The organism is Pseudophaeobacter profundi (genome assembly GCF_029697505.1).
Lineage (GTDB): Bacteria > Pseudomonadota > Alphaproteobacteria > Rhodobacterales > Rhodobacteraceae > Pseudophaeobacter > Pseudophaeobacter profundi.
On the sequence record NZ_JARJEF010000004.1, the window covers coordinates 1 to 20,281 of the forward strand.

At 58.6% G+C, this 20,281-nt stretch carries 18 protein-coding genes; 13 read left to right on the forward strand and 5 right to left on the reverse strand.

Translation table 11 applies throughout. The features are described from left to right. The first annotated feature begins 108 nt into the window (after nucleotides 1–108). Nucleotides 109–1,488, forward strand: coding sequence for a globin-coupled sensor protein (locus P2081_RS08015; protein ID WP_278922361.1), 1,380 nt, complete (start codon nucleotides 109–111; stop codon nucleotides 1,486–1,488). A gap of 540 nt (nucleotides 1,489–2,028) precedes the next feature. On the opposite strand, the gene P2081_RS08020 is transcribed toward P2081_RS08015, so the two are convergent. Next, nucleotides 2,029–3,768: an NAD(P)H-hydrate dehydratase gene (locus tag P2081_RS08020; RefSeq protein ID WP_278922362.1), complete on the reverse strand. Its 1,740-nt coding sequence runs from the start codon at nucleotides 3,766–3,768 to the stop codon at nucleotides 2,029–2,031. Nucleotides 3,769–3,952: 184 nt separating this feature from the next. On the opposite strand from P2081_RS08020, the gene P2081_RS08025 reads away from it, so the two are divergent. The 5 genes from P2081_RS08025 (at nucleotide 3,953) to P2081_RS08045 (ending at nucleotide 9,509) form a co-directional block, all read left to right on the forward strand. After that, a complete protein-coding gene (locus P2081_RS08025) occupies nucleotides 3,953–4,291 on the forward strand; it encodes a P-II family nitrogen regulator (protein WP_232402261.1) in 339 nt (112 codons plus the stop codon). 39 nt (nucleotides 4,292–4,330) lie between these two features. Further along, nucleotides 4,331–5,737: a type I glutamate--ammonia ligase gene (glnA, locus tag P2081_RS08030; protein ID WP_278922363.1), complete on the forward strand. Its 1,407-nt coding sequence runs from the start codon at nucleotides 4,331–4,333 to the stop codon at nucleotides 5,735–5,737. 172 nt (nucleotides 5,738–5,909) lie between these two features. Further along, a complete protein-coding gene (locus P2081_RS08035; protein ID WP_278922364.1) occupies nucleotides 5,910–7,178 on the forward strand; it encodes an Hsp70 family protein in 1,269 nt (422 codons plus the stop codon). A gap of 160 nt (nucleotides 7,179–7,338) precedes the next feature. Continuing rightward, a complete protein-coding gene (locus P2081_RS08040) occupies nucleotides 7,339–8,136 on the forward strand; it encodes a lytic murein transglycosylase (protein WP_278922365.1) in 798 nt (265 codons plus the stop codon). A 317-nt stretch (nucleotides 8,137–8,453) separates the two neighbouring features. Next, on the forward strand, nucleotides 8,454–9,509 hold the full coding sequence (locus P2081_RS08045) for a hypothetical protein (RefSeq protein WP_278922366.1): 1,056 nt from the start codon (nucleotides 8,454–8,456) through the stop codon (nucleotides 9,507–9,509). A gap of 5 nt (nucleotides 9,510–9,514) precedes the next feature. On the opposite strand, the gene P2081_RS08050 is transcribed toward P2081_RS08045, so the two are convergent. Genes P2081_RS08050 through P2081_RS08060 form a run of 3 tightly spaced genes read right to left on the reverse strand, consistent with a single transcriptional unit; the run spans nucleotide 9,515 to nucleotide 11,987 of the window. Further along, nucleotides 9,515–10,306 carry a heme-dependent oxidative N-demethylase family protein gene (locus P2081_RS08050; protein ID WP_278922367.1) on the reverse strand — a complete coding sequence of 264 codons (792 nt, stop codon included), beginning with the start codon at nucleotides 10,304–10,306 and terminating at the stop codon, nucleotides 9,515–9,517. Nucleotides 10,307–10,347: 41 nt separating this feature from the next. Then, the gene (locus tag P2081_RS08055; RefSeq protein WP_278922368.1) at nucleotides 10,348–11,334 is read right to left on the reverse strand and encodes a nickel/cobalt transporter; all 987 of its coding nucleotides are present in this window, start codon (nucleotides 11,332–11,334) and stop codon (nucleotides 10,348–10,350) included. Beyond that, nucleotides 11,319–11,987: a DUF1007 family protein gene (locus P2081_RS08060; RefSeq protein ID WP_278922369.1), complete on the reverse strand. Its 669-nt coding sequence runs from the start codon at nucleotides 11,985–11,987 to the stop codon at nucleotides 11,319–11,321. Before P2081_RS08060 ends, P2081_RS08055 begins: the two co-directional genes overlap by 16 nt. Before the next feature lie 277 nt (nucleotides 11,988–12,264). On the opposite strand from P2081_RS08060, the gene P2081_RS08065 reads away from it, so the two are divergent. The 7 genes from P2081_RS08065 (at nucleotide 12,265) to P2081_RS08095 (ending at nucleotide 19,461) form a co-directional block, all read left to right on the forward strand. After that, nucleotides 12,265–13,494 carry a bifunctional alpha/beta hydrolase/OsmC family protein gene (locus P2081_RS08065; protein WP_278922370.1) on the forward strand — a complete coding sequence of 410 codons (1,230 nt, stop codon included), beginning with the start codon at nucleotides 12,265–12,267 and terminating at the stop codon, nucleotides 13,492–13,494. A 145-nt stretch (nucleotides 13,495–13,639) separates the two neighbouring features. Next, a complete protein-coding gene (locus tag P2081_RS08070; RefSeq protein WP_278922371.1) occupies nucleotides 13,640–13,897 on the forward strand; it encodes a DUF6455 family protein in 258 nt (85 codons plus the stop codon). A 217-nt stretch (nucleotides 13,898–14,114) separates the two neighbouring features. Next, nucleotides 14,115–15,419 carry an adenylosuccinate lyase gene (gene purB / locus P2081_RS08075; RefSeq protein ID WP_278922372.1) on the forward strand — a complete coding sequence of 435 codons (1,305 nt, stop codon included), beginning with the start codon at nucleotides 14,115–14,117 and terminating at the stop codon, nucleotides 15,417–15,419. Nucleotides 15,420–15,567: 148 nt separating this feature from the next. Further along, the gene (locus P2081_RS08080) at nucleotides 15,568–16,548 is read left to right on the forward strand and encodes a phosphotransferase family protein (RefSeq protein WP_278922373.1); all 981 of its coding nucleotides are present in this window, start codon (nucleotides 15,568–15,570) and stop codon (nucleotides 16,546–16,548) included. A 115-nt stretch (nucleotides 16,549–16,663) separates the two neighbouring features. After that, nucleotides 16,664–17,197, forward strand: coding sequence for a hypothetical protein (locus P2081_RS08085; protein ID WP_278922374.1), 534 nt, complete (start codon nucleotides 16,664–16,666; stop codon nucleotides 17,195–17,197). A gap of 76 nt (nucleotides 17,198–17,273) precedes the next feature. Further along, nucleotides 17,274–18,398: a flagellar motor switch protein FliG gene (locus P2081_RS08090; protein ID WP_278922375.1), complete on the forward strand. Its 1,125-nt coding sequence runs from the start codon at nucleotides 17,274–17,276 to the stop codon at nucleotides 18,396–18,398. A 127-nt stretch (nucleotides 18,399–18,525) separates the two neighbouring features. Continuing rightward, nucleotides 18,526–19,461, forward strand: a complete 936-nt coding sequence (locus P2081_RS08095; protein ID WP_278922376.1) for a lysophospholipid acyltransferase family protein — start codon at nucleotides 18,526–18,528, stop codon at nucleotides 19,459–19,461. A gap of 61 nt (nucleotides 19,462–19,522) precedes the next feature. On the opposite strand, the gene P2081_RS08100 is transcribed toward P2081_RS08095, so the two are convergent. Continuing rightward, a complete protein-coding gene (locus tag P2081_RS08100) occupies nucleotides 19,523–20,254 on the reverse strand; it encodes a DUF1223 domain-containing protein (RefSeq protein WP_278922377.1) in 732 nt (243 codons plus the stop codon). Between the last annotated feature and the right edge of the window lie 27 nt (nucleotides 20,255–20,281).

The window sequence follows — 20,281 nt, forward strand, 5'->3', positions numbered from 1 at the left end:
GGCTGCAAAGAAAACAGGAAAGGAGACCGCAACATTGACCACATCATAAACTACAGCGCATAACTGAAGGTGGGTCAAATCTCGGTGAAAATACCGGGTCAGTTCTCAGTGACAATCAACAGCTTCATATCCGATGATCCGGAAATGAGCCGGTTCTTTCCTGATCAAGCATTGATTGCCAAAGCCAAAGCGGGTCAAAAGAAACACTGGGAGTTGCTTCTGTCTGGCGAGTTTACACAGGAGTATTTTGACTCTGCCTATCGCATTGGCCGAATTCATCCACGGATTGGACTTCCCTTCCTTTTCTACCTTTCCGGCTATGCTCAGGCGACCTCGTACATACAAGAATCCTTGTTAAATAAGTATGTAGGTGGGCTCCGCCTGTTCAGTAAGCGAAACCTTCCGAAGATCATGGGCGCAATAGCCCGGGCCTTCGCACTGGACACGCATCTGGTTCTGGATGCCCATTTTGCGGCTGAAAAAGAAGAGCAAGACCTGGCATTCAAGTATCTGACGAACGGCATTCAGGAGATGGCCGCGCGCGATCTGACACAGTTGATCCCATCCTCCAAAGAGAGCGACTACCCTGTGCGCTACGATCCGGTTAGAGAAGCCTTCAACGGCTTGGTGCTATCGCAACGAGAAGTTCTCCAAAGAATTCAAGAATCTGCGGCGAACCTGAGTTCTCGGGCAGACGAAGTGGCCCAATCCGCAGAGGATCTTTCGCACCGCACGGAAACGCAGGCCGCGACCCTGGAAGAGACGGCGGCGGCAGTCGAAGAGATCAGTATGAGCATGCAATCTGCGGCAGAAGCCACGCACGAAACGAACCAGACCGTCAGCGAAACACGTCAAAGTGCCGATCACGGGAGCAAGGTGGTTCAGGAAGCAATTCTCAAGATGCATGAAATCCAAGAGTCTGCGAGTGAGATATCTCAGATCATCAATGTCATCGATGACATCGCCTTTCAGACAAACTTGCTTGCACTGAATGCAGGTGTGGAAGCGGCCCGTGCGGGGGACGCTGGGCGTGGATTTGCTGTTGTTGCCTCTGAAGTTCGCGGGCTTGCTCAACGCACTGCTGCATCGGCGAACGAAATCAAGTCATTGATCGAGGACAGCACCCGTCAGGTGGAAGGGGGGGTATCGCTTGTCAATGAAACAGGCAAAGCGCTGGAGAAAATGAGCGGCGATGTGAAACGAACGGTCGTGCTTACCTCCCAGGTTGCTAGTTCTGCTGAGGAACAGGCGACCGGGTTGTCGGAAATCAATCTGGGCGTCAGTCAACTTGATCAGGTCACGCAGCAGAATGCTGCGATGGTCGAGGAAGCGACGGCGGCCATGCTATCCATGAAGCAAGATGTCTCCATGCTTCATGGACTCGTCGGTTCATTTAAGATCGGTGACGCAGATGGCACACCGAGTTCAAAGATTGGCTCCCCTGAAATGGTTGATGCCGGATCAAACCTGAGAGTTGTTGGAACCTGACCCAAGCTGAGCCATGCGCGGATTGAGATTTCCAGATTGCCTGATGGGCAATTGATCAGCCCGCCTAATCGGTCCAGTTTGATTGTTGGTGCATGACCGGCCTTTGATCCATAGGGGTGACGGTTTAGGTTGATAAGCCTTTGCCCAACGCTACCGCTCTCCCTAAAGGGCGTTCGAAGTTACTCCCTTTAGGTGCACCACCACTTCAGAAATAATCCCGCTTCACTAGATTGACCTGGTCACCGCAAGACACGGCCAACTTTTGAATACCGCCTTATGTGCTGGAAGACCTGACCGCGAAGTCCCTCCGCCTGCCGCGGCGCGCTTGGGAAGTATGCCTGGCCCACTCCCTCCTGGCCCTAACCATTTCTGAGACAGCCAAGCGCAACAATGCACAACAACGCCAGGACGCGCCCATATGATAAATAGAGGCACCGATACCCGGCACCAAATCCAGTTCGCCCCATGCTTCCCAACCGGCACCATAACACGCTGCTTGAACTCAACCGGAAACCGAATTCCGTTAGCTATATACCTCTCTCATTGGTTCTGCGACGAGGTCAGCCGACGCAGCACAGATGGAAGCGCCTCTGGCAGATCTTCCGAAATCAAACCGGGGCCAAACTCTAGCGCGCAGTCCACATGTAGCCAGGCCGCCGCTTCTGCCGCCAACATTGGCCCAACCCCACGCGCCATAAGTCCGGTAATAAACCCGGCCAAGACATCTCCCGCCCCCGCCGTCGCCAGCCAGGGCGCGGCCCGTTCATCTTGGGCTGAATGCACTGAACAGCGCCCTTCCGGATCGGCAATCACCGTATCCGCCCCCTTGTACAGCACCACACAACCTGCCCTGGCGGCAGCCGCACGCGTCGCATCAACCTTGGAATAGGCCGGGCCGATCAGTGTCGGCGCTGCCAGTTTTTCAGCCAGATCCGGGAACAGTTTGGCAAATTCCCCTCCATGGGGCGTCATCACGCAGCCCGCGTGCAACAGATCAAACAAGACCTGCGGGTTTCGCTCAAACCGGGTGAGCGCATCTGCGTCCAAAACCGTAGCCCTCTGCGCTTTTAGCGCCGCAATCACCACCGCCTGCGTATCCATGCCGCGCCCAAGTCCCGGCCCCAAACAAAGCGCATTGAAACGCTGGTCCTCCAACAACTCAGTGATCCCATAGGCCCCATCAATCTGATGCAGCATTATCGCCGTCAATTGTGCGGCATTTTCAAACATGGCAGATCGCGGAGACCCCAGCGTCACCAGCCCCGCCCCCATGCGCAACGCCCCCCGCGCCGCCAGCCGGGCCGCACCGGTTTTGCCATGCCCGCCGGATAAGACAAGCGCATGGCCATGAGAATACTTATGCCCACGTTTCCCTTTGGCTAAACAATCACGGTGCGGCTGATCAACTGTGCGGCAGATAGCCCCGCGAGGGTCAGCGCCCCGCAGTGATGTTTCACCGAAAGCCAAGCCATCCCCAGCCCGCGCGCCCATAGCGTCAAGCCCGATGTCAGCCACTTTGACAGGCCCGCAACACTCGGGCCCGCGCGCGAGTAGATGGCCGATTTTTTTCCGATGAAAGGTAACGGTCAGCGCATAATCAGACCACAGATCGTCGCCCTCCTCCAAGAGCAGCTTGCCACTGTCAGCACAGAGTCCACTGGGCATATCAACGCCGACCCACCTTGCATGACCCACAGAAAGGCGACGCTGCAAAACGGATAGGGATCTTGAAATCCCCGCCCCGACCGACCGCACCAAACCCGTTCCGAACAGGGCATCAATGACCAGATCTGCTTGGCCTCTCCGCTCCGGATCTGTCGCCTCTTCCCCGGCACGATATTCGGGGAACGGCTTGACCTTTTCACAGGCCACCCAGCGTTCATAGTTGGTCTTTGCATCAGCTGGCAGCCTGTCGGGCTGCCCCAAAAGGAACACCTCCACCTCCCAACCGCATCTGCGTAACAAACGCGCCACCACAAAGCCATCTCCGCCATTGTTGCCTGGCCCGCATAGCACCACCGCTTTCATCTTGCCCAAAATACCTCGGGGGGGATCCGCAGGATCGGGGGCAGCGCCCCCCTCTTTCTTGCGATGCTCTTCCAGATCGCGCCCTGCGCCCACACCCGTGTCCTGTAGATCCAGCTCGGGCCAGGTCTCGAAAATGGCCGCGACCACCCCCTGCCCGGCACGTTCCATAAGCTCCAGCCCGGTCACCTCCGCGGCCTCAATCGCGGCCTGTTCAATGCTGCGCATCTGCGCGGCAGTCAGCAGTTCAGCCATGACACCCTTTCCTTGTGTTTGATTGGGCGATTCACTTTCGCACAATATTTAATCGCATCGCTCATTTTTTAATCGCTTGCATGCAAAACTGCAGCACCACAACACCTGAGACAGCACAGCGCATTGTCGTTCCCATTCAGAAATGATCTGAGGAGCTTCGACAAGGTTGTGAGGAGCCCCAGGCATGAAAAAGATTGAAGCCATCATCAAGCCGTTCAAACTGGACGAGGTGAAGGAAGCGCTGCAAGACGTCGGCGTTCAGGGCCTCTCCGTCATCGAAGTGAAGGGCTTTGGCCGTCAAAAAGGCCACACCGAATTGTACCGCGGCGCAGAATATGTCGTGGACTTCCTCCCCAAGGTGAAGATCGAAGTTGTGCTCGAGGCCGACCAGGTCGATGCCGCCATCGAGGCCATTATTGAGGCCGCAAAAACCGACAAGATTGGCGACGGCAAGATTTTTGTCTCTCCCGTTGAACAAGCCATCCGCATTCGTACCGGCGAGTCCGGCACGGACGCGCTGTAAACCGAATTACCTGACATTAAAATCAGAAGGACCAAGGGAATGAGCACAGAAGCAGTTCTCCAGATGATCAAAGACGAAGATGCGGCCTATGTCGACATCCGCTTTACCGATGTGCGTGGCAAGCTGCAGCACGTCACCGTGGATGTGGATCTGGTTGATGAAGACTTCCTTGAAGAAGGCTTCATGTTTGACGGCTCTTCGATTGCAGGCTGGAAATCGATCGAGAACTCCGACATGAAACTGATGGCAGACACCACGTCCGCCTATGTAGATCCTTTCTACGCCGAGAAAACCATCTGCATCCACTGCTCCATCGTAGAGCCCGACACCGGCGAAGCCTACGAGCGTGATCCCCGCGGCACCGCGCAGAAAGCCGAGGCCTATCTGAAGGCATCCGGCATTGGTGATGTGGCCTACATGGGCCCCGAAGCCGAATTCTTCCTGTTCGACGACGTGCGCTATTCCAACTCGATCAACAAGGTTTCCTATGAGGTCGACGCGACAGACGCCTCCTGGAACACCGATACAGAGTATGAAATGGGCAACATGGGCCACCGCCCAGGCCTCAAAGGCGGCTATTTCCCGGTAAACCCCACCGACGAAAGCCAGGATCTGCGCTCTGAAATGCTGTCGACCATGAAGCGTCTGGGCATGAAAGTGGACAAGCACCACCATGAGGTTGCGTCTTGCCAGCACGAGCTGGGCCTGATCTTTGACAGCCTGACCAAACAGGCCGACGAGATGCAGAAATACAAGTATGTGATCCACAATGTGGCCCACGCCTACGGCAAATCCGCAACCTTCATGCCCAAGCCTATCTATGGCGACAATGGCACCGGCATGCACGTGAACATGTCGATCTGGAAAGACGGCAAGCCGCTCTTTGCTGGCGACAAATACGCTGATCTGTCGGATGAAGCCCTGTATTTCATCGGTGGCATCCTGAAGCACGCCAAGACCCTGAACGCCTTCACCAACCCGGCGACCAACAGCTACAAGCGCCTGATCCCTGGCTTTGAGGCCCCCGTTCTGCGCGCCTATTCCGCGCGTAACCGGTCCGGCTGTGTGCGGATCCCATGGACTGAATCGCCCAAAGCCAAGCGCGTTGAAGCCCGTTTCCCTGATCCGGCCGCCAACCCCTACCTGTGCTTTGCAGCCCTCTTGATGGCTGGTCTTGACGGCATCAAGAACAAGATCGACCCCGGTGAGGCCATGGACAAGAACCTCTATGATCTGCCCGCCGAAGAGCTGGCCGATATCCCAACCGTTGCGGGTTCCTTGCGCGAAGCCCTCGACGCTCTGGCAGCCGACCACGACTTCCTGATCCAGGGCGACGTCTTCACCAAGGACCAGATCGAAGGTTATATCGCTCTGAAAATGGAAGAAGTTCAGACCTATGAGCACACGCCGCACCCTGTTGAATACGGCATGTACTACAGCTGCTAATCCCTTGTGATTAGACTGGTTTTGAAAGGGCGCCCCAATCGGGCGCCCTTTTTTCATTGCAGTGTTTACGCCACGGGCTGTGCAAGATGGGCGTGGGCGCGCTTGTCTCTTGAAGCAGATGCTTGGCTTCTGTAGGAAGGCGCGTTCCAGTCCCCTGAAGAGGAACCATCGAATGCCTGACACCGCCCCTGCGCCCACCGCGCCGATGACCCTTGGCATTGACTTTGGCACCTCGAATTCCGCTGCTGGGATCGCCGTGGGGGGGCGCCCTTTCCTGGTTGAAATGGAGCCCGGCGAAACCACTTTGCCGACAGCGGTGTTCTTTGAACCCAAACGCCCCATGCGCATTGGTCGCGCGGCGACTCGCGCGCTGATCAATGGGGAAGAGGGTCGTTTTATGCGCGCGCTCAAGAGCCTGCTGGGCACGCCGCTCTTGCGCGAAGAACGGCGGCTGAACGGAGAGGTCACCGACTTTATCAAAATCATCGCCCGATTTTTGGCAGAAGTGAAATCCCGCGCCGAAGCGGCCACAAATCAAAGCTTCACCTATGCGCTGTCCGGCCGCCCCGTGCATTTTCACAGTGCCGACCCGGCCCGCGACGCCCAAGCGGAAATCGACCTGCGGGATTGCTACCTCGCGGCCGGCTTTGAAGATGTGCAGTTCCTGTACGAGCCAGAGGCCGCCGTGCGCTCTGCCGCGCCGGCAGCGGGGCTGGGGCTGATCGTGGATATTGGCGGCGGCACCTCGGATTTCACCCTGTTTGAACAGGCCGCCAGTGGCGAGACGCAGATCCTGGCCTCGCATGGGGTTCGGCTGGGCGGCACCGATTTTGACCGCCAGATCAGTATTGATCATGTGATGCCGCTGTTGGGGCGGGGTGGCCAGATCCGCAACGCCTTTGGCAAGGATACCCTGCCCGCCCCCAACCGGTTGTTCAATGATCTGGCCACCTGGCAGATGATCCCCTTTCTCTATGCGGCCGACAGTCGCCGCGCTGCCCGTGATCTGGCCAAATACGCGGTTGAACCAGAGCGGCTAAACCGCCTTGTTTCAGTGCTGGAGGATGAGTTGGGGCACGATCTGGCCTTTGCGGTGGAACGTGGCAAGATCCTGACCAATGGTGCCGATACCAGCAACCCGCGCATCGATCTGCGGATCCTGGAACGCGGGCTGTCGGCCCCGCTGGCCCCGGCGCAGATGCAGCACAGCCTGGCCGCGATGATGGATCAGATCGCCCGATGCGCTGCCGAAACCCTGGCGCGCGGCGCTGTCACGCCAAGCCAGATCGACCGGCTGGTCATGGTGGGTGGCTCCTCCCTTCTGTCCTCGCTAGAGGCCGCACTCTGCCAGCTGTGCCCCAATGCCCAGATTGAAAACCACAATGCCATGACGGCGGTGGCCGATGGGCTGGCGCTCAGCGCCGCCGGGGCCTTTGCCTAGACCAAAAGCCCACAGGCAGACTGGCAGTGGCACGTCTGACCTGCCACTGCCCGATTGGGCAAGCAGGGCTCACTGGGAAGCAGGGCCAACTTTTCCCGCTGGATTTTACCAGCAGGCAGGCTAGGCTTTGCAGGCCCTTTTGCTTTCAGGATCCCATTTCATGCGCGTCTTTGCCTTGCCTGCCTTTGCCCTTTCTCTTGCCCTGACGAGCGCTGCCCATTCTGCCCCCTGCGGCAATACTGCTGCCGGGTTTGACAGCTGGAAAGCAGATTTTGCCAAACATGCCCGCCGTGCCGGGGTAAAGCCCGCCGGGTTGCAGGCCCTGGCACAGGCGCAATATGCCAGCCGCACCATCGCTGCCGACCGCAACCAGAAAAGCTTTCGCTACAGTCTGGACAAGTTCATGCAGATCCGTGGTGCCGCAACAATCGTGGCCCAGGGACGCAAGCGCAAAGCCCGCAACCCGGAGTTCTACGCCGCGCTAGAACGCAAATTCGGCGTCCCGGCCGGCGTTCTGATTGCCATCCACGGTATGGAAACCGCCTTTGGCAATTTCATGGGCGATAGCCAGGTGGTATCGGCCATTGTCACATTGACCTATGATTGTCGCCGCTCTGACTTCTTTGAACCGCACGCCCTGGGTGCGCTCAAACTGGTTGATCAGGGGGCTATAACCAGCGCCACCCTGGGCGCCAAACACGGGGAACTGGGCCATACCCAGTTTCTGCCCGGCAATGCGCTGCAGTACGGCGTCGATTGGGATGGCGATGGCCGGGTCAATTTCTACGACATGGGCGATGCCCTGGCCTCTACCGCGCGCTATCTGCAAAAGAATGGCTGGAAACGCGGCAGAGGATACCAAGAGGGACAGCGCAATTACCAGGTGCTAAAGCAATGGAATGCCGCCACGGTGTATCAACAGTCGCTGGCAATCATGGGGCGGCAAATTGATCAGTAACCAGTGCAGGCCCATCCGCACTGCCCTGCCGCGCAGCAACAGGGAATCTGTGGCGGGCTGAACAATCGTGCCCACATCCCGCAATTGTAGGGGATGCGGCATCAAAGTGGCCGCAGAGCGCCCATTTGTTGCCCCATTCTGGCGAACTGAAGCCAGGGCATACATACAAAAACCTGATTTTGTTTAATTTTTACGGATCATATGCCATTTGGCGAAAATCTGAAGTTTCATTCCCCTATTGACCCTGACTGCCTCACTTTTGATCCAGATCGCCGCCTATTGTTTCCCCAGAGCATCCCGAATGGAGGACCCTGACGGTGGCACAGATCGAGCATTACAAAGGCAAGCTGGGGTTTAACCACCGCAGCGAGGAAACACTGGCACTGGCGCTGACAGAGCTGCTGGACACGATGGAAGAGTTTGGCCATCCCGCACTGCAGATCACCGCCCGCGAGCCCCACCGCATTGGCCTGGACTGCGATCACTACCGTGTGAGCCTGCGTCTGCGCCGCATTCCCCTGCGGCTGGGGGTGCGCACCCCCAAAAACCTGCCAACGCCCGCCGCCTATATCGAACTCAAGATGACGCCCAGTTTTCATCAGGGCTGCGACCAGGAGATCACTGAAATTCTGCTGGCCGAGCTGTTGAAACGGCTGACACTGGCGCTGGATCCGCTGGTCATCTTTTGGCAGGAAACCGATAAAGCCCTGACACCGAAACAATTCCTTGGTGCCTTTGAACAGGCGGAAACCTGGGCAGAACCGGTGCTGGAACCCGATGCGACACACGCAGTAGAACCGAAAAAAGAACCGGCAGCCTTGGCTTGCGCGCAGGCTGCGCCACAGAACGATATGTCCAGCGCCACGGCAGATATGGTACCGCAGCCCCTGAAGCGGACCGCATCAGAACCCACAATCACGGACACGGATGCGGATGCGGCGCACAGCACAACAGGCAGAGCCCGGGCAGCCGCAGCCGACCGCCTTTGGAAGGCAGACAAGGCCCGCGCCGAAGCCGAGGCAGAGCGCGCCCGCGGACAAGCGCGCTTTGGCTCGCCGGATGCAGTCACCCCGGAGCTGGAGCGCCATCTTGATGAACTTCAGCCCCTTCCTGGCCGTGCAAGGCTCTCGCGTGCTGCAAAACCGGTGCCCGCTGTCGCGGCCCCACAGGTCAGCTATCAGTCGGTCTTTGGCAAAAACCGCCTGCACCGACTGCTGGCCCTGCCTCGTGCCACTGTTTCGACCCTGACAAACGGTCTGCGCGGGGTTGATCTGATCTTTTCTCTGCGGGCTGTGCTGACCGCCTTTGTGGTGTTGTTCCTGCATGGTTCGGGCATGGTGCAGGCCGCTGCCCGCGCTTTTCTACCCCAGTAATCCGCTTATCGCGCTGCGGATACACTACCCCACTGCGCCATGACATCCTGTTTGTGAACCATATAGGTATGGATCGAAAAGATCACCGCGCGGGTCTTGGGCAAGCGCAGGATCACCTGTTGTTCGCTGCGCATATAGGGCGCGTCGTCGGCATGGCTGTCGTCACGCGGGGCATTTTCCAACCGTGGCGCATGCAGATCGGGTGCCTGGTACCACAGCGCGTTGAACCGCCAAAGCGGACGCCCTACCTGAACCCCATCAAACAGGCGCTGAACACGGGCGGCGATATTGCCGTCATAGCTGTCCACAGTATGGTGAATGCCAATCAAAGGGCGCATGAATTTCTCGCGCAGCGTCCAACTGGCCGGAAAACACAGCACCGCCCCTGTCAGCACATGTTCGCGGCTGTCCTCATGCCGTTCCAGTATGCAGAAATCTTCCTGGCAGATCTGGCCCAGCGTGGCCAGCGGGTCTTGCCAGTCCAGGCTCACCGTAACCCCGTCGGGGCGCGTAACCTGGTCCCGGGCACCGCCATAGCGATGATCCAGCACCAGTTGCAACAGCTCTTGTGCCGCCGGAAAGGCCGCGGGATCCAGCTGCAGCACCTGATCGCGCGCCGCCGCCAGCAATGCTTCGCGTTCTGCCATCTGGCCTGCAAAGGCTTCATCCGGTTGCAACCAATCCGCCATCTGCAAAGGCGCGATTCCTGGCAGTTTGTTTTCGGCCAAAGGGTTATGAGGAATGGATTTTTGCAGAATCATATGCGTGGCCCCCGGCGTACTGTTGCGCATCTGCATAACAAATCCCGCCCCCAGGTTCGCGCAAAAACGACAGCGCTCTAGCTCAGGCTTTGGACCAGCATGCCTGCCGCAGCAAGCGCGATCAGAAACCCGGCCCCCACCTCTAACACAGGCACCACCTGTGCCGCCCGCCCGGCCCTTGTGAACAGCGCCAGCGCACTGCCGCGCAGCCCAAGCGCCGCCAAGCCGACAGCAATGGTCACCGAGGCCGTCCCCAGGGCCATGGCAAAGGCCCCTGCAACCCCAGCCAGAGCAATGCCCATCTGCCAGGTGATAATCAGCACGAACAGCGCCCCCGTGCAGGGCCTGACTGCGATGCTGGCAATCAATAGCAGGGCTTCTCGCCACCCCGAGACCGCCTCGACCTCGGCCAGGCTGGGGCCGTGGTGGTGGCCGCAGTCGGCGCAGGGCTGCGCTACCGGAGCAGCAGAGGGCGGCACATGGGAACAGTGCTGATGCCCGCCATGTGCATGCGGGCTTGTAGCAGGCTGGGGATCGCCAGTGCCATCTGCTGGATCCGACCGGCGGAACATCTTGCCTAGCCCCCGCAACAGAAGCCACAGACCAATGCCCGCAATCGCCGCATAGCTGACCGGAGCCATGGTGTCTTCGGCGATACCGATCATGCTGTCGCGGCCCAGCTGCAACAGCATGATCGCGCCATAGACCAGAACCACCGCCGTCACCGCCTGCCCCAGGCTGGAAACCAGTGCCAACACACCAAGACGCGCCCAGGGGATCGCCCGCGCCATGCCATATCCACCAATCAGGATCTTGCCATGACCCGGCCCAATCGCATGAAAGAACCCATAGGAAAAACAGACCAGCATCAACACCGACAAGGCCCCAGGTTCCGCCGCCCGCAGGGCCCGCAGGCTGCGGGCAATCTGGTTTTGAAACGCGCGCTGGTGTCCCGCTGCCCATTCCCCCAGTGGGGCCAGAACATCCTGCGCCCCCCACCAGAGCAGGAAACAAAGCACAAGACTTGCGGCCAGTAGGGCCAGGGGTTTTACGAGGTGGAGCATGAAACACGGATCTCTGTTGCGAACTCGCCGCCGATCAAGGGGAAGTCGTTTTCTTCCAAGTCGGCATTGGCATCCAGCCGCAACAGCTGCGCCTGCATCTGCGCCAAACCGCCGACGATATCTGGCTCTATCAGTTCCAGCAGGCATTCCCCTTGCTGTCGCGTAGGCAGGGTCACCGGCAGCGTGATATCATAGGCTGTGTAATAAGACGGATCAAAGGCTTTCATCGAAATCGGCCCCTGCCGCGATCTATCCCTGGGGGCGATGCGCCGAATATGACTGCTGATGATGCGCCCCTGATCCAGCGCGGTGGTCGCCTCCAGCGGCCCCGAAAGCGCCAAGAGTGCGCCCCCTGCATGAATTTCGAGATCGCCGTTAAATCCCTCGTCCCAGTTGGTATCGAAACCAATCAGCCGCGCCCGCTCTGCCGGGGTTAAGATCCCATCACCATCCTGATCCAGCTGCAGGTCTTCGGTGATCAAAAGCGAATAGAATTCATCATATTGCCACGTGACTTTTACCTGAGACAGACGGCCTGCATCGTCAAATTCCAAGGCAAACCCGGTATCCACAAAGATATGCGGATGCGCCGCGGCAGGCACAGGCAGCAGCACCGCTGCCAGCACCCCGGAATAGAAAAATCGAAACCTCATAAGGCGAGAGTCTATGGCGAGACCAGGCCCGCCGCAATCGCGCAGCCCAGCCCCAGGACGTCGCATCGGCAATAAGGCGCTGACAGGCCAGAGGTTTCCGGCGCCACCCTAAGGCATGCAACAGAAACAACACCCCAAACGATAGCGGCCGCACAGGCGGCCAGAGACCTGTGCCAGCAAGCACAGTGCATCACCTTCACGTGACCTTTCGCCCGACCGCCTTGTCGCCACGCCGATGACTGCGCAGTCTAGAGGGACCAAAAGCGAGAAAGCCCCCATGCCCACCGAAGCCATCACCTTTCCCGGCCATTCTGGCGATACCCTGGCCGCGCGGCTGGACCTCCCCAATGGGCCGGTGCTGGCAACGGCGCTCTTTGCCCATTGCTTTACCTGTTCCAAGGATATTCCGGCCGCGCGGCGCATTGCCGGACGTCTGGCCGCCATGGGCATTGCCGTATTGCGTTTTGATTTCACAGGCTTGGGCCATTCCGATGGCGAATTCTCCAATACCAGTTTCAGCTCTAACGTGGCGGATCTGATTGCCGCCGCGCAGTATCTGGCAGGGCGCGATATGGCACCTGCCTTGCTGGTTGGACATTCGCTGGGCGGTGCGGCCGTCTTGCGCGCTCGGGCAGGCATTCCCACCATCAAAGGCGTTGTCACCCTAGGGGCCCCCTTTGATCCGGGTCATGTCTCGCATCACTTTGACGCCGCCCTGCCTGAAATCCGCGCCAAAGGCCAGGCCGAGGTCTGCCTGGGGGGGCGCCCCTTTGTCATTACCCGCGATTTTGTCGAAGATATCTCGGCGGTGGCACTTGCCCCGGCCATCGCCGAACTGAACGCCGCCCTGCTGGTGATGCATGCGCCCCGCGATGACACCGTCAGCATCGACAACGCCGCCGATATCTTCACTGCCGCCAAACACCCCAAGAGCTTTGTCACCCTGGACAATGCCGATCATCTGATTTCGCGCAGCAAAGACAGCGAATATGCGGCAGAGCTGATTGCCACCTGGGCCGGGCGCTATATAGATTTGACCCCGCCCGCGCCGCCCCCCGGTGCCCCCGAAGGTGTGCTGCGCGTCACCGAGGCAGACCCGGACGGCTTTTTGCAAGACATCCAATCCGGCCCCCACCACCATGCCTATGCTGATGAGCCGCTGGCCTATGGTGGCACCAACCGGGGCATGTCGCCCTACGGCTTTGTCTCGGCCGGGCTGGGGGCCTGCACCTCGATGACCCTTCGCATGTATGCCCGCCGCAAAGGCTGGCAGCTTGATAGCGTCAGCGTTGATATAAGCCATGATAAAGTACACGCACAGGACGTGCTGCCCTCGGGGCCTGCCAAGATCGACCAGTTCATCCGTGTCATTCGCATTTGTGGCACCCTGAATGCAGAGCAACGCGCCAAGCTGCTGGAGATCGCTGATAAATGCCCGGTGCACCGGACCCTGGAACACAGCGCCAAGGTGGTGACAACGCTGGAGGAAGAGCACCCGATGATGTGACCGCCCGCGCCTGTCCCCTGGCAGGCCTGAACCAAGCCTCCACCACGCCACGAAATGATATTGATACATATCAAAGCGCCCCTCTCTGCTCCCTGTCATCTTGGCCATAGCAAAATGGACGACCAACCAATCTGAGGAGACAGGCATGGGACTTTTTTCGAAACTCGGACAGAGCACCGATCTGGTGGAAGGCATGGCGGAGCGACTGGGCGTTGACCTGATCGACGGTATCGCCAAGGATCCAGTGGGCGAGGCCCGCAAACTGCGCCGCGCCGTGCAAAATTGCAGCCATTGCACCAATCAGGTCGGCTGTTCCGACCTACAGGCTAGAAACAGCGAATTGGCCTCGGCACCGCAATATTGCCGTAACCGCGACACGCTGGCGCATATGTCCAAGCGCTAGCCTACCTCAGCACCACAGTTCTGTCCTAATGGCGGTCCCTACGCCACAAAGGGGCCGCTACTGCTTTGGCGTGGGCCAGTCTGCCCGCCCCGACAGCTATGACGCCTGCGCAGGATGCGACATATTTCATATTCACCTGCCCAGACTTGCCCAATTGGCCCGTCTGCCGTATGAGGCGCCCTATCAACTGGACAATCCCATAAAGGTGCTTTCGCCGATGATCCCTCGCTATTCCCGCCCCGAAATGGTCGCCATTTGGTCGCCCGAGACCAAGTTCCGCATCTGGTACGAGATCGAGGCCCATGCCTGCGAGGCAATGGCCAACCTGGGTGTTATCCCGCGTGAAAACGCTGATGCAGTCTGGAAAGCCAAGGATGTGGAATTTGATGTCGCCCGCATCGACGAAATCGAAGCTGTCACAAAACATGACGTCATCGCCTTTCTGACACATCTGGCCGAACATGTGGGCAGCGACGAAGCACGTTTTGTGCACCAGGGCATGACATCGTCGGATGTGCTGGATACCTGCCTCAATGTACAGCTCGTGCGCTCGGCGGATATCCTGATCAAGGATATGGAAGCCCTGCTGGCTGCCCTGAAGAAACGCGCGCTGGAACACAAAGACACCGTCCGTGTTGGCCGCAGCCACGGCATCCACGCCGAGCCCACGACCATGGGGCTGACCTTTGCACGTTTCTATGCCGAAATGGACCGTAACCTGGCGCGTCTGAAACTGGCCCGGACAGAAATTTCCACTGGCGCGATTTCCGGCGCGGTTGGCACCTTTGCCAATATCGACCCCGCCATCGAAGAGCACGTCTGCGCCGCACTAGGCCTGTCGCCCGAACCCATTTCGACCCAGGTGATCCCCCGTGACCGCCATGCGATGTTCTTTGCCACCCTCGGGGTGATTGCCTCCTCCATTGAAAACGTCGCCACCGAAATCCGCCACATGCAGCGCACCGAAGTGCTGGAAGGCGCGGAATTCTTCTCCATGGGCCAAAAAGGCTCTTCGGCGATGCCACACAAGAAGAACCCGGTTCTGACCGAAAACCTGACCGGTCTGGCGCGGCTGGTGCGTTCGGCTGTCATCCCGGCTCTGGAAAACGTCGCCCTTTGGCATGAACGCGATATCTCGCATTCCTCCGTTGAACGCGCCATCGGTCCCGACAGCTGCGTCACCCTGGATTTTGCCCTATCCCGCCTGACTGGCGTGATCGACAAGATGCTCGTTTTCCCAGAAAACATGCTGGACAACATGAACAAATTCCCCGGCCTGGTGATGAGCCAGCGGGTACTGCTGGCGCTGACGCAGGCCGGTGTGTCGCGCGAAGACGCCTATTCCATGGTGCAGCGCAACGCGCTGAAGGTCTGGGAAGAGCGGCTCGATTTCCGTGAGCTGCTGCTGGCGGATGCCGAAGTCGTGGCAGCGCTTGGTGTTGATGGCGTCGAAGAAAAGTTCAACATGGACTACCACACCAAACACGTCGACACGATCTTTAGGCGGGTCTTTGGCGACTGATTGACGCCTTTGGGTGTCATCGCCCAATCTGATCACAAGCACAAGAAACGCCCCCTTAAATTGAGGGGGCGTTATTGATTTTAAGCATATTTTTGCCTGAAACCGGCATTGGCAAACGTAACATTACAATAAAACGATATGGGCGATCATGCTTCCATTTGCGCAATTTGACGAAGAACTGGTTCTGTCCTGCGTGGAAGAGTACAGCCACCACACAGGCCAAACAAAACCATTTGCCATCACCTGCCTGGATCAATCGACCCGCTTTCCGACAGAACGTTTTGTCTTTGTGCTGTCGCAGGATGAGAAACCGCAGCTGGTATTGAAACTGGATTGCGCCCCCAAGGCAACCCGGCTGATCAAAGAGTTCAAGCTGCTGCAACAACTAGAGGCAGAGTTCGCACCAGAGGGGCGCCTGACGGTCATAAAGCCGCTGTACCTGTCCCCTCATGGGCATTTTCATGTTACTGCTTTTGCTGCTGGAAAAACCGCAAAGCAAAAAATCTATGCAGATCCTACCCCGGAACAGGCCCGGCAAGTCTATCGCCGCGGCGGGGAATGGCTGCATCGCCTTCATGCAAGCGCCCCGCAGGAACGGGCTGATATCTGGCTGAACTGGATGCTGGAAGAGGTTGAAAAACATCGACATCCCGGGGGGATTCAACCCTGCGCGAATAGCCTGAAACGGTATATTTCGATCATGCAGAAAGATCTGTCGCGATTTGATCATCGCCAAGGTACCACCGCGCTGAGCCATGGCGATTTTCATGGCGGAAATCTAATTTTGGCACAGGGTTGCAGCTATGGGCTCGACTTCACCGAAACCGATACCAAGCTTGCAGTTTATGACATCGTAGATTTTCTCAAGATGGATATCTTTGCCACTGCCCAGCCCGATCACATTGGCCCGGATGGCATTCGCACTAGCAGCCGAGAGATGTTCCTAAAGACCTATCGCCACCCCGTAGATGCAGAACTGTTGAGCTATTGTCTGCGCGGGCGCCTGCTGATCGAATGGGTCAAGATCAGCTGTGACGCCTATAACAGCAGCGCCTTTCAGCGCAAAAAGTTCAGCGCCTTGCAAGATCGCCTCTCAAAAGCCTTTGCGCAGCCTCTGCAGGGAAGCTGACGCCCGCATCAGGCGGTCACGTCAACGTGACCCGGTGCCATATGATACTTGTACCCCAGTCTAGGTTTTGCGCTAAACTACCCGCTATCTTGCCCTCGTCTCGCGGAGTTGCCCTATGCGTTACCTTGTTCTAGCCGCGGCCCTGAGCCTGCCCCTGCCCGCCTTTGCCGCCGGGGACAACACCTGGTCCCCGCCAACACCGACGGAGACAACAAAAACCTGCAAGGGTAAACGCGTCTGGGATGAAGACAAAGGGCGCTGTGTACGGCCCAAAGAATCCTCGCTCAACCAGGATGAGCTGTTTGATGCCTTGCGTGAACTCGCCTATGCCGGGCGCAACGCCGATGCCCAGGCGGTGCTGGCCACCATGCAGGATCAAACCGCAGCCCGCGTTCTGACCTACTGGGGATACACCCACCGCAAACTGGGGAACCGCAGCCTGGCCAATGCCTATTACGAACAGGCCATCGCCCAAAACCCCGACAATCTTCTGGCGCGCTCTTACATGGGGCAAGGCTATGTAGAAGAAGGCCAATTTGGCCTGGCCTTGGCGCAGTGGAAGGAAATCCGCGCCCGTGGCGGAAAGGGCAGCTGGCCCGAGGTGGCGCTGCTTCAGGCTTTGGAAACCGGTGCCACATCAAGCTATTGAGCTTCAGCATTTATTTACTGCTTATGGGGTAGTTTGAACCTGACCGAAAAAGAATCTTTTTGGCTAGGGTGCTAGAATGCTGCAAGATGATATGTTGGCGCTACCAATGTCCACCGGTATGGGTGGCGACATGGGTGGAATGGGGGACTTCTCTGCTCCTGCTCCGGTGGCCATGGGGGGCGGTGCCGTAACCACTCCAAAGCTCAGCGGTAAGGCCAAGGCCGCCATCGTTGTGCGGCTACTGCTAAATGAAGGCGCAGATATTCCAATCGAAGACCTGCCAGACGAACTGCAGATGGAATTGACCCAGCAGATGGGTAAGATGCGTCTGGTGGATCGCGACACGCTCTATGCGGTTGCCAGTGAATTTGCAGAAATGCTCGACAATGTCGGGCTGACCTTTCCCAATGGCCTGGCTGGGGCGCTTACGGCAATGGACGGGCGCATCAGCCGCCATACCGCCAGCCGCCTGCGCAAAGAGGCCGGTGTGCGCCAGTTTGGCGACCCATGGGAACGCCTGAAGGCCCTACCGCCAGAGGATCTCGCCGCACTGGCCGAGGCCGAAAGCATTGAGGTCGCCGCCGTTCTGCTATCCAAGCTCGACACTGCCAAGGCGGCACAAATGCTGGTACACCTGCCCGGGCCCGTGGCGCGCCAGATCACCTATGCTGTCAGTCACACCAGCAACGTCACCCCAGAAACAGTTGATCGTATTGGGCTTTCCCTTGCGGGTCAGGTCGACGCGCGGCCAGATCTGGCCTTTTCGTCCACCCCCGGCCAGCGGGTTGGCGCAATTCTCACCGAGGCCGCCGCCGCCAAGCGCGAAGAGGTTCTGTTTGCACTGGAGGAAGAAGACCAGGAATTCGCCACCGATGTGCGCAAATCCATCTTTACCTACGCGCTTTTGGCACAGCGGATGCAGCCGCTGGACGTGCCAAAACTGATGCGTATCCTGGCCGCGCCAGATGTCATCACCGCAATCGCTTTCGCCTCGGATCCCGACGATGTTGCCACCAGCGAGTTCCTGCTAGACAATATGTCCAACCGTATGGCCAACAATATCCGCGAAGAAGTGGCCGAACGGGGCAAGGTCAAACGCGCCGATGGCGAAACAGCCTTTGGCCTGATTGTTGGGGCCATGCGTGATCTGATCAACACCGGCGAGATCGAACTGATCTCGGAAGAGGACGAAGAGGCATAGGAGCATAGAGGGGCGGAAAACCGCCCGCTTTCATGCCAAAGCAGAGGGCAAGGGACAACAGTTGTGTCCATGTTCACCCAAGGTTATGATCCGTTTCTGATCCATGATCCCTGCAGGCTGCGCCCCTATGCCCCAAGACCCTTCGCACCTTTCCTTCAAACAACGTGCCACCTATTTTTCCAGCAATCTTGCCCTGCGCGGGATTCTGGGCATGGCAGGACTGGTGCCCTATCGCTGGCGTATTCCGCTGATTGGCAAGCTGGTCTCTGCACTTGGGCCGGTGGTTGGCTTTGATCGCAGGGTGCGTGAAAACCTGGCCCTGACCTGCCCCGAACTTGATGAGCCAGAGGTCGCGCGCCTGTGCCGTGAGGTGGGCGATAATGCCGGGCGAATGATCACCGAACTCTATGCTGGAGGGCCCTTTATTACACGGGCAACCGCAGCGCCAATCACCGGGCCGGGGCTAGAGGCACTGGAGGCCGCGCGGGCAGCGGGTCGGCCCGTTATTCTTGTCACCGGTCATTTTGGGAATTATGACGCTGCCCGCGCCGGGCTGATCGCGCGCGGCTTCTCCATGGGGGCGTTGTATCGACGTATGGCGAACCCCTATTTCAACGCCCATTATGTACGTGCCATGGAACGCGTTGGCACGCCGATGTTTGAACAGGGCAAACGCGGCATGGTGGAAATGGTACGCCATCTGAAAAAAGGCGGCATCATTGCGATTGTCGCCGACCTGCATGTGCATGGCGGCGAACTGATTGATTTCTTTGGCAAACCTGCAGTGACCTCAACCGTGCCTGCAGAACTGGCGCTGAAATATGGCGCGGCGCTGATCCCAGTTTATGCGGTGCGGCAGGAAAACGGCCTGGATTTTGAGATCATATTAAACCCTGAAATCGCGCCGAGCGACCCGGTCACAATGACCAAGACGATCTGCGATGACCTCGAAAGCCTGGTCCGGCGGCATATGGGGCAATGGTTCTGGATCCACCGCCGCTGGAAACCCTATGTGCCGCTTCCAAAGAAGCCACACCCCGACAGCACCATAGAGAAAAATTGATACGATACAGATCGTTACCGAGATAGGTTAATGCATTGAACCGCAGGCGGCTGGCTTTGGCTCATTGCGCGATCCCTGCCGCAGCCAAAACCGCGCCATAGGGGGCGTTCTGCACCAAAACGGCCCCCGGCAACCCCTTGGCATAGGGCACGGTAAAGACGGCTGCCGCCTGCCCGTCCCAGGTTGCGACCTGACGCAGATCCTCAACGATATTGGCATAGTCGATGCGCCGCCCTGCCAATTCCCCTCGGGTAATATCTACGGTTTTCATGGGGGTATAGCGCAGAACATAGATCGCGACGGGGTGATCTGGCAGGCCCTCCCGCGCGCTCACCGAAAGCGACAGTTCGTCGCCGCGCCGCTGCACCTGCAAGGCAACCGGACGCGCAGTACCGTGTTGCACCGCGATGGCATCTGACAGCGCCATCGCATCGCCGCCCAGGATATCTTTTTGCCCCATCACGACCATCTGCGGGGTATAGATCATCTTGCGTCCCGCTGCATGGGCATAGCCTTTTTGCCGCTGGGTATAGTCGGGGCTGGCAAAAATATCCTTCCAGCCAATGTAATCCCAGTAATCCACGTGCAGCGCCAGCGCGAGGACATCACGCCGCCCGGCCAGCTGCTCTAGCAGCGCATCTGCCGGTGGGCAGGACGAACACCCCTGCGAGGTAAACAATTCCACAACCACTGGTTCGGACACAGAGACGCCCGTCTCTTCGGCCTGGGCCTGCGCCGGAAGGGCAAGGCCGATGGCCAGGGCGAGGGCCGCAAGGGCCGCAAGGGATTTCATGGCTGCTCCATCCTGATCTGAACGCCC

What these genes read in the sequence shown, in the direction of transcription:
- P2081_RS08080 (WP_278922373.1), top strand. Translation starts at nt 15,568, where the DNA reads ATGCTTCCATTTGCGCAATTTGACGAAGAACTGGTTCTGTCCTGCGTG.
- P2081_RS08100 (WP_278922377.1), bottom strand. Translation starts at nt 20,254, where the DNA reads ATGAAATCCCTTGCGGCCCTTGCGGCCCTCGCCCTGGCCATCGGCCTT.
- P2081_RS08090 (WP_278922375.1), top strand. Translation starts at nt 17,274, where the DNA reads ATGCTGCAAGATGATATGTTGGCGCTACCAATGTCCACCGGTATGGGT.
- P2081_RS08020 (WP_278922362.1), bottom strand. Translation starts at nt 3,768, where the DNA reads ATGGCTGAACTGCTGACTGCCGCGCAGATGCGCAGCATTGAACAGGCC.
- P2081_RS08065 (WP_278922370.1), top strand. Translation starts at nt 12,265, where the DNA reads ATGCCCACCGAAGCCATCACCTTTCCCGGCCATTCTGGCGATACCCTG.
- glnA (WP_278922363.1), top strand. Translation starts at nt 4,331, where the DNA reads ATGAGCACAGAAGCAGTTCTCCAGATGATCAAAGACGAAGATGCGGCC.
- P2081_RS08025 (WP_232402261.1), top strand. Translation starts at nt 3,953, where the DNA reads ATGAAAAAGATTGAAGCCATCATCAAGCCGTTCAAACTGGACGAGGTG.
- P2081_RS08070 (WP_278922371.1), top strand. Translation starts at nt 13,640, where the DNA reads ATGGGACTTTTTTCGAAACTCGGACAGAGCACCGATCTGGTGGAAGGC.
- P2081_RS08050 (WP_278922367.1), bottom strand. Translation starts at nt 10,306, where the DNA reads ATGCAGATGCGCAACAGTACGCCGGGGGCCACGCATATGATTCTGCAA.
- P2081_RS08035 (WP_278922364.1), top strand. Translation starts at nt 5,910, where the DNA reads ATGCCTGACACCGCCCCTGCGCCCACCGCGCCGATGACCCTTGGCATT.
- P2081_RS08040 (WP_278922365.1), top strand. Translation starts at nt 7,339, where the DNA reads ATGCGCGTCTTTGCCTTGCCTGCCTTTGCCCTTTCTCTTGCCCTGACG.
- P2081_RS08085 (WP_278922374.1), top strand. Translation starts at nt 16,664, where the DNA reads ATGCGTTACCTTGTTCTAGCCGCGGCCCTGAGCCTGCCCCTGCCCGCC.
- P2081_RS08060 (WP_278922369.1), bottom strand. Translation starts at nt 11,987, where the DNA reads ATGAGGTTTCGATTTTTCTATTCCGGGGTGCTGGCAGCGGTGCTGCTG.
- P2081_RS08095 (WP_278922376.1), top strand. Translation starts at nt 18,526, where the DNA reads ATGCCCCAAGACCCTTCGCACCTTTCCTTCAAACAACGTGCCACCTAT.
- purB (WP_278922372.1), top strand. Translation starts at nt 14,115, where the DNA reads ATGATCCCTCGCTATTCCCGCCCCGAAATGGTCGCCATTTGGTCGCCC.
- P2081_RS08055 (WP_278922368.1), bottom strand. Translation starts at nt 11,334, where the DNA reads ATGCTCCACCTCGTAAAACCCCTGGCCCTACTGGCCGCAAGTCTTGTG.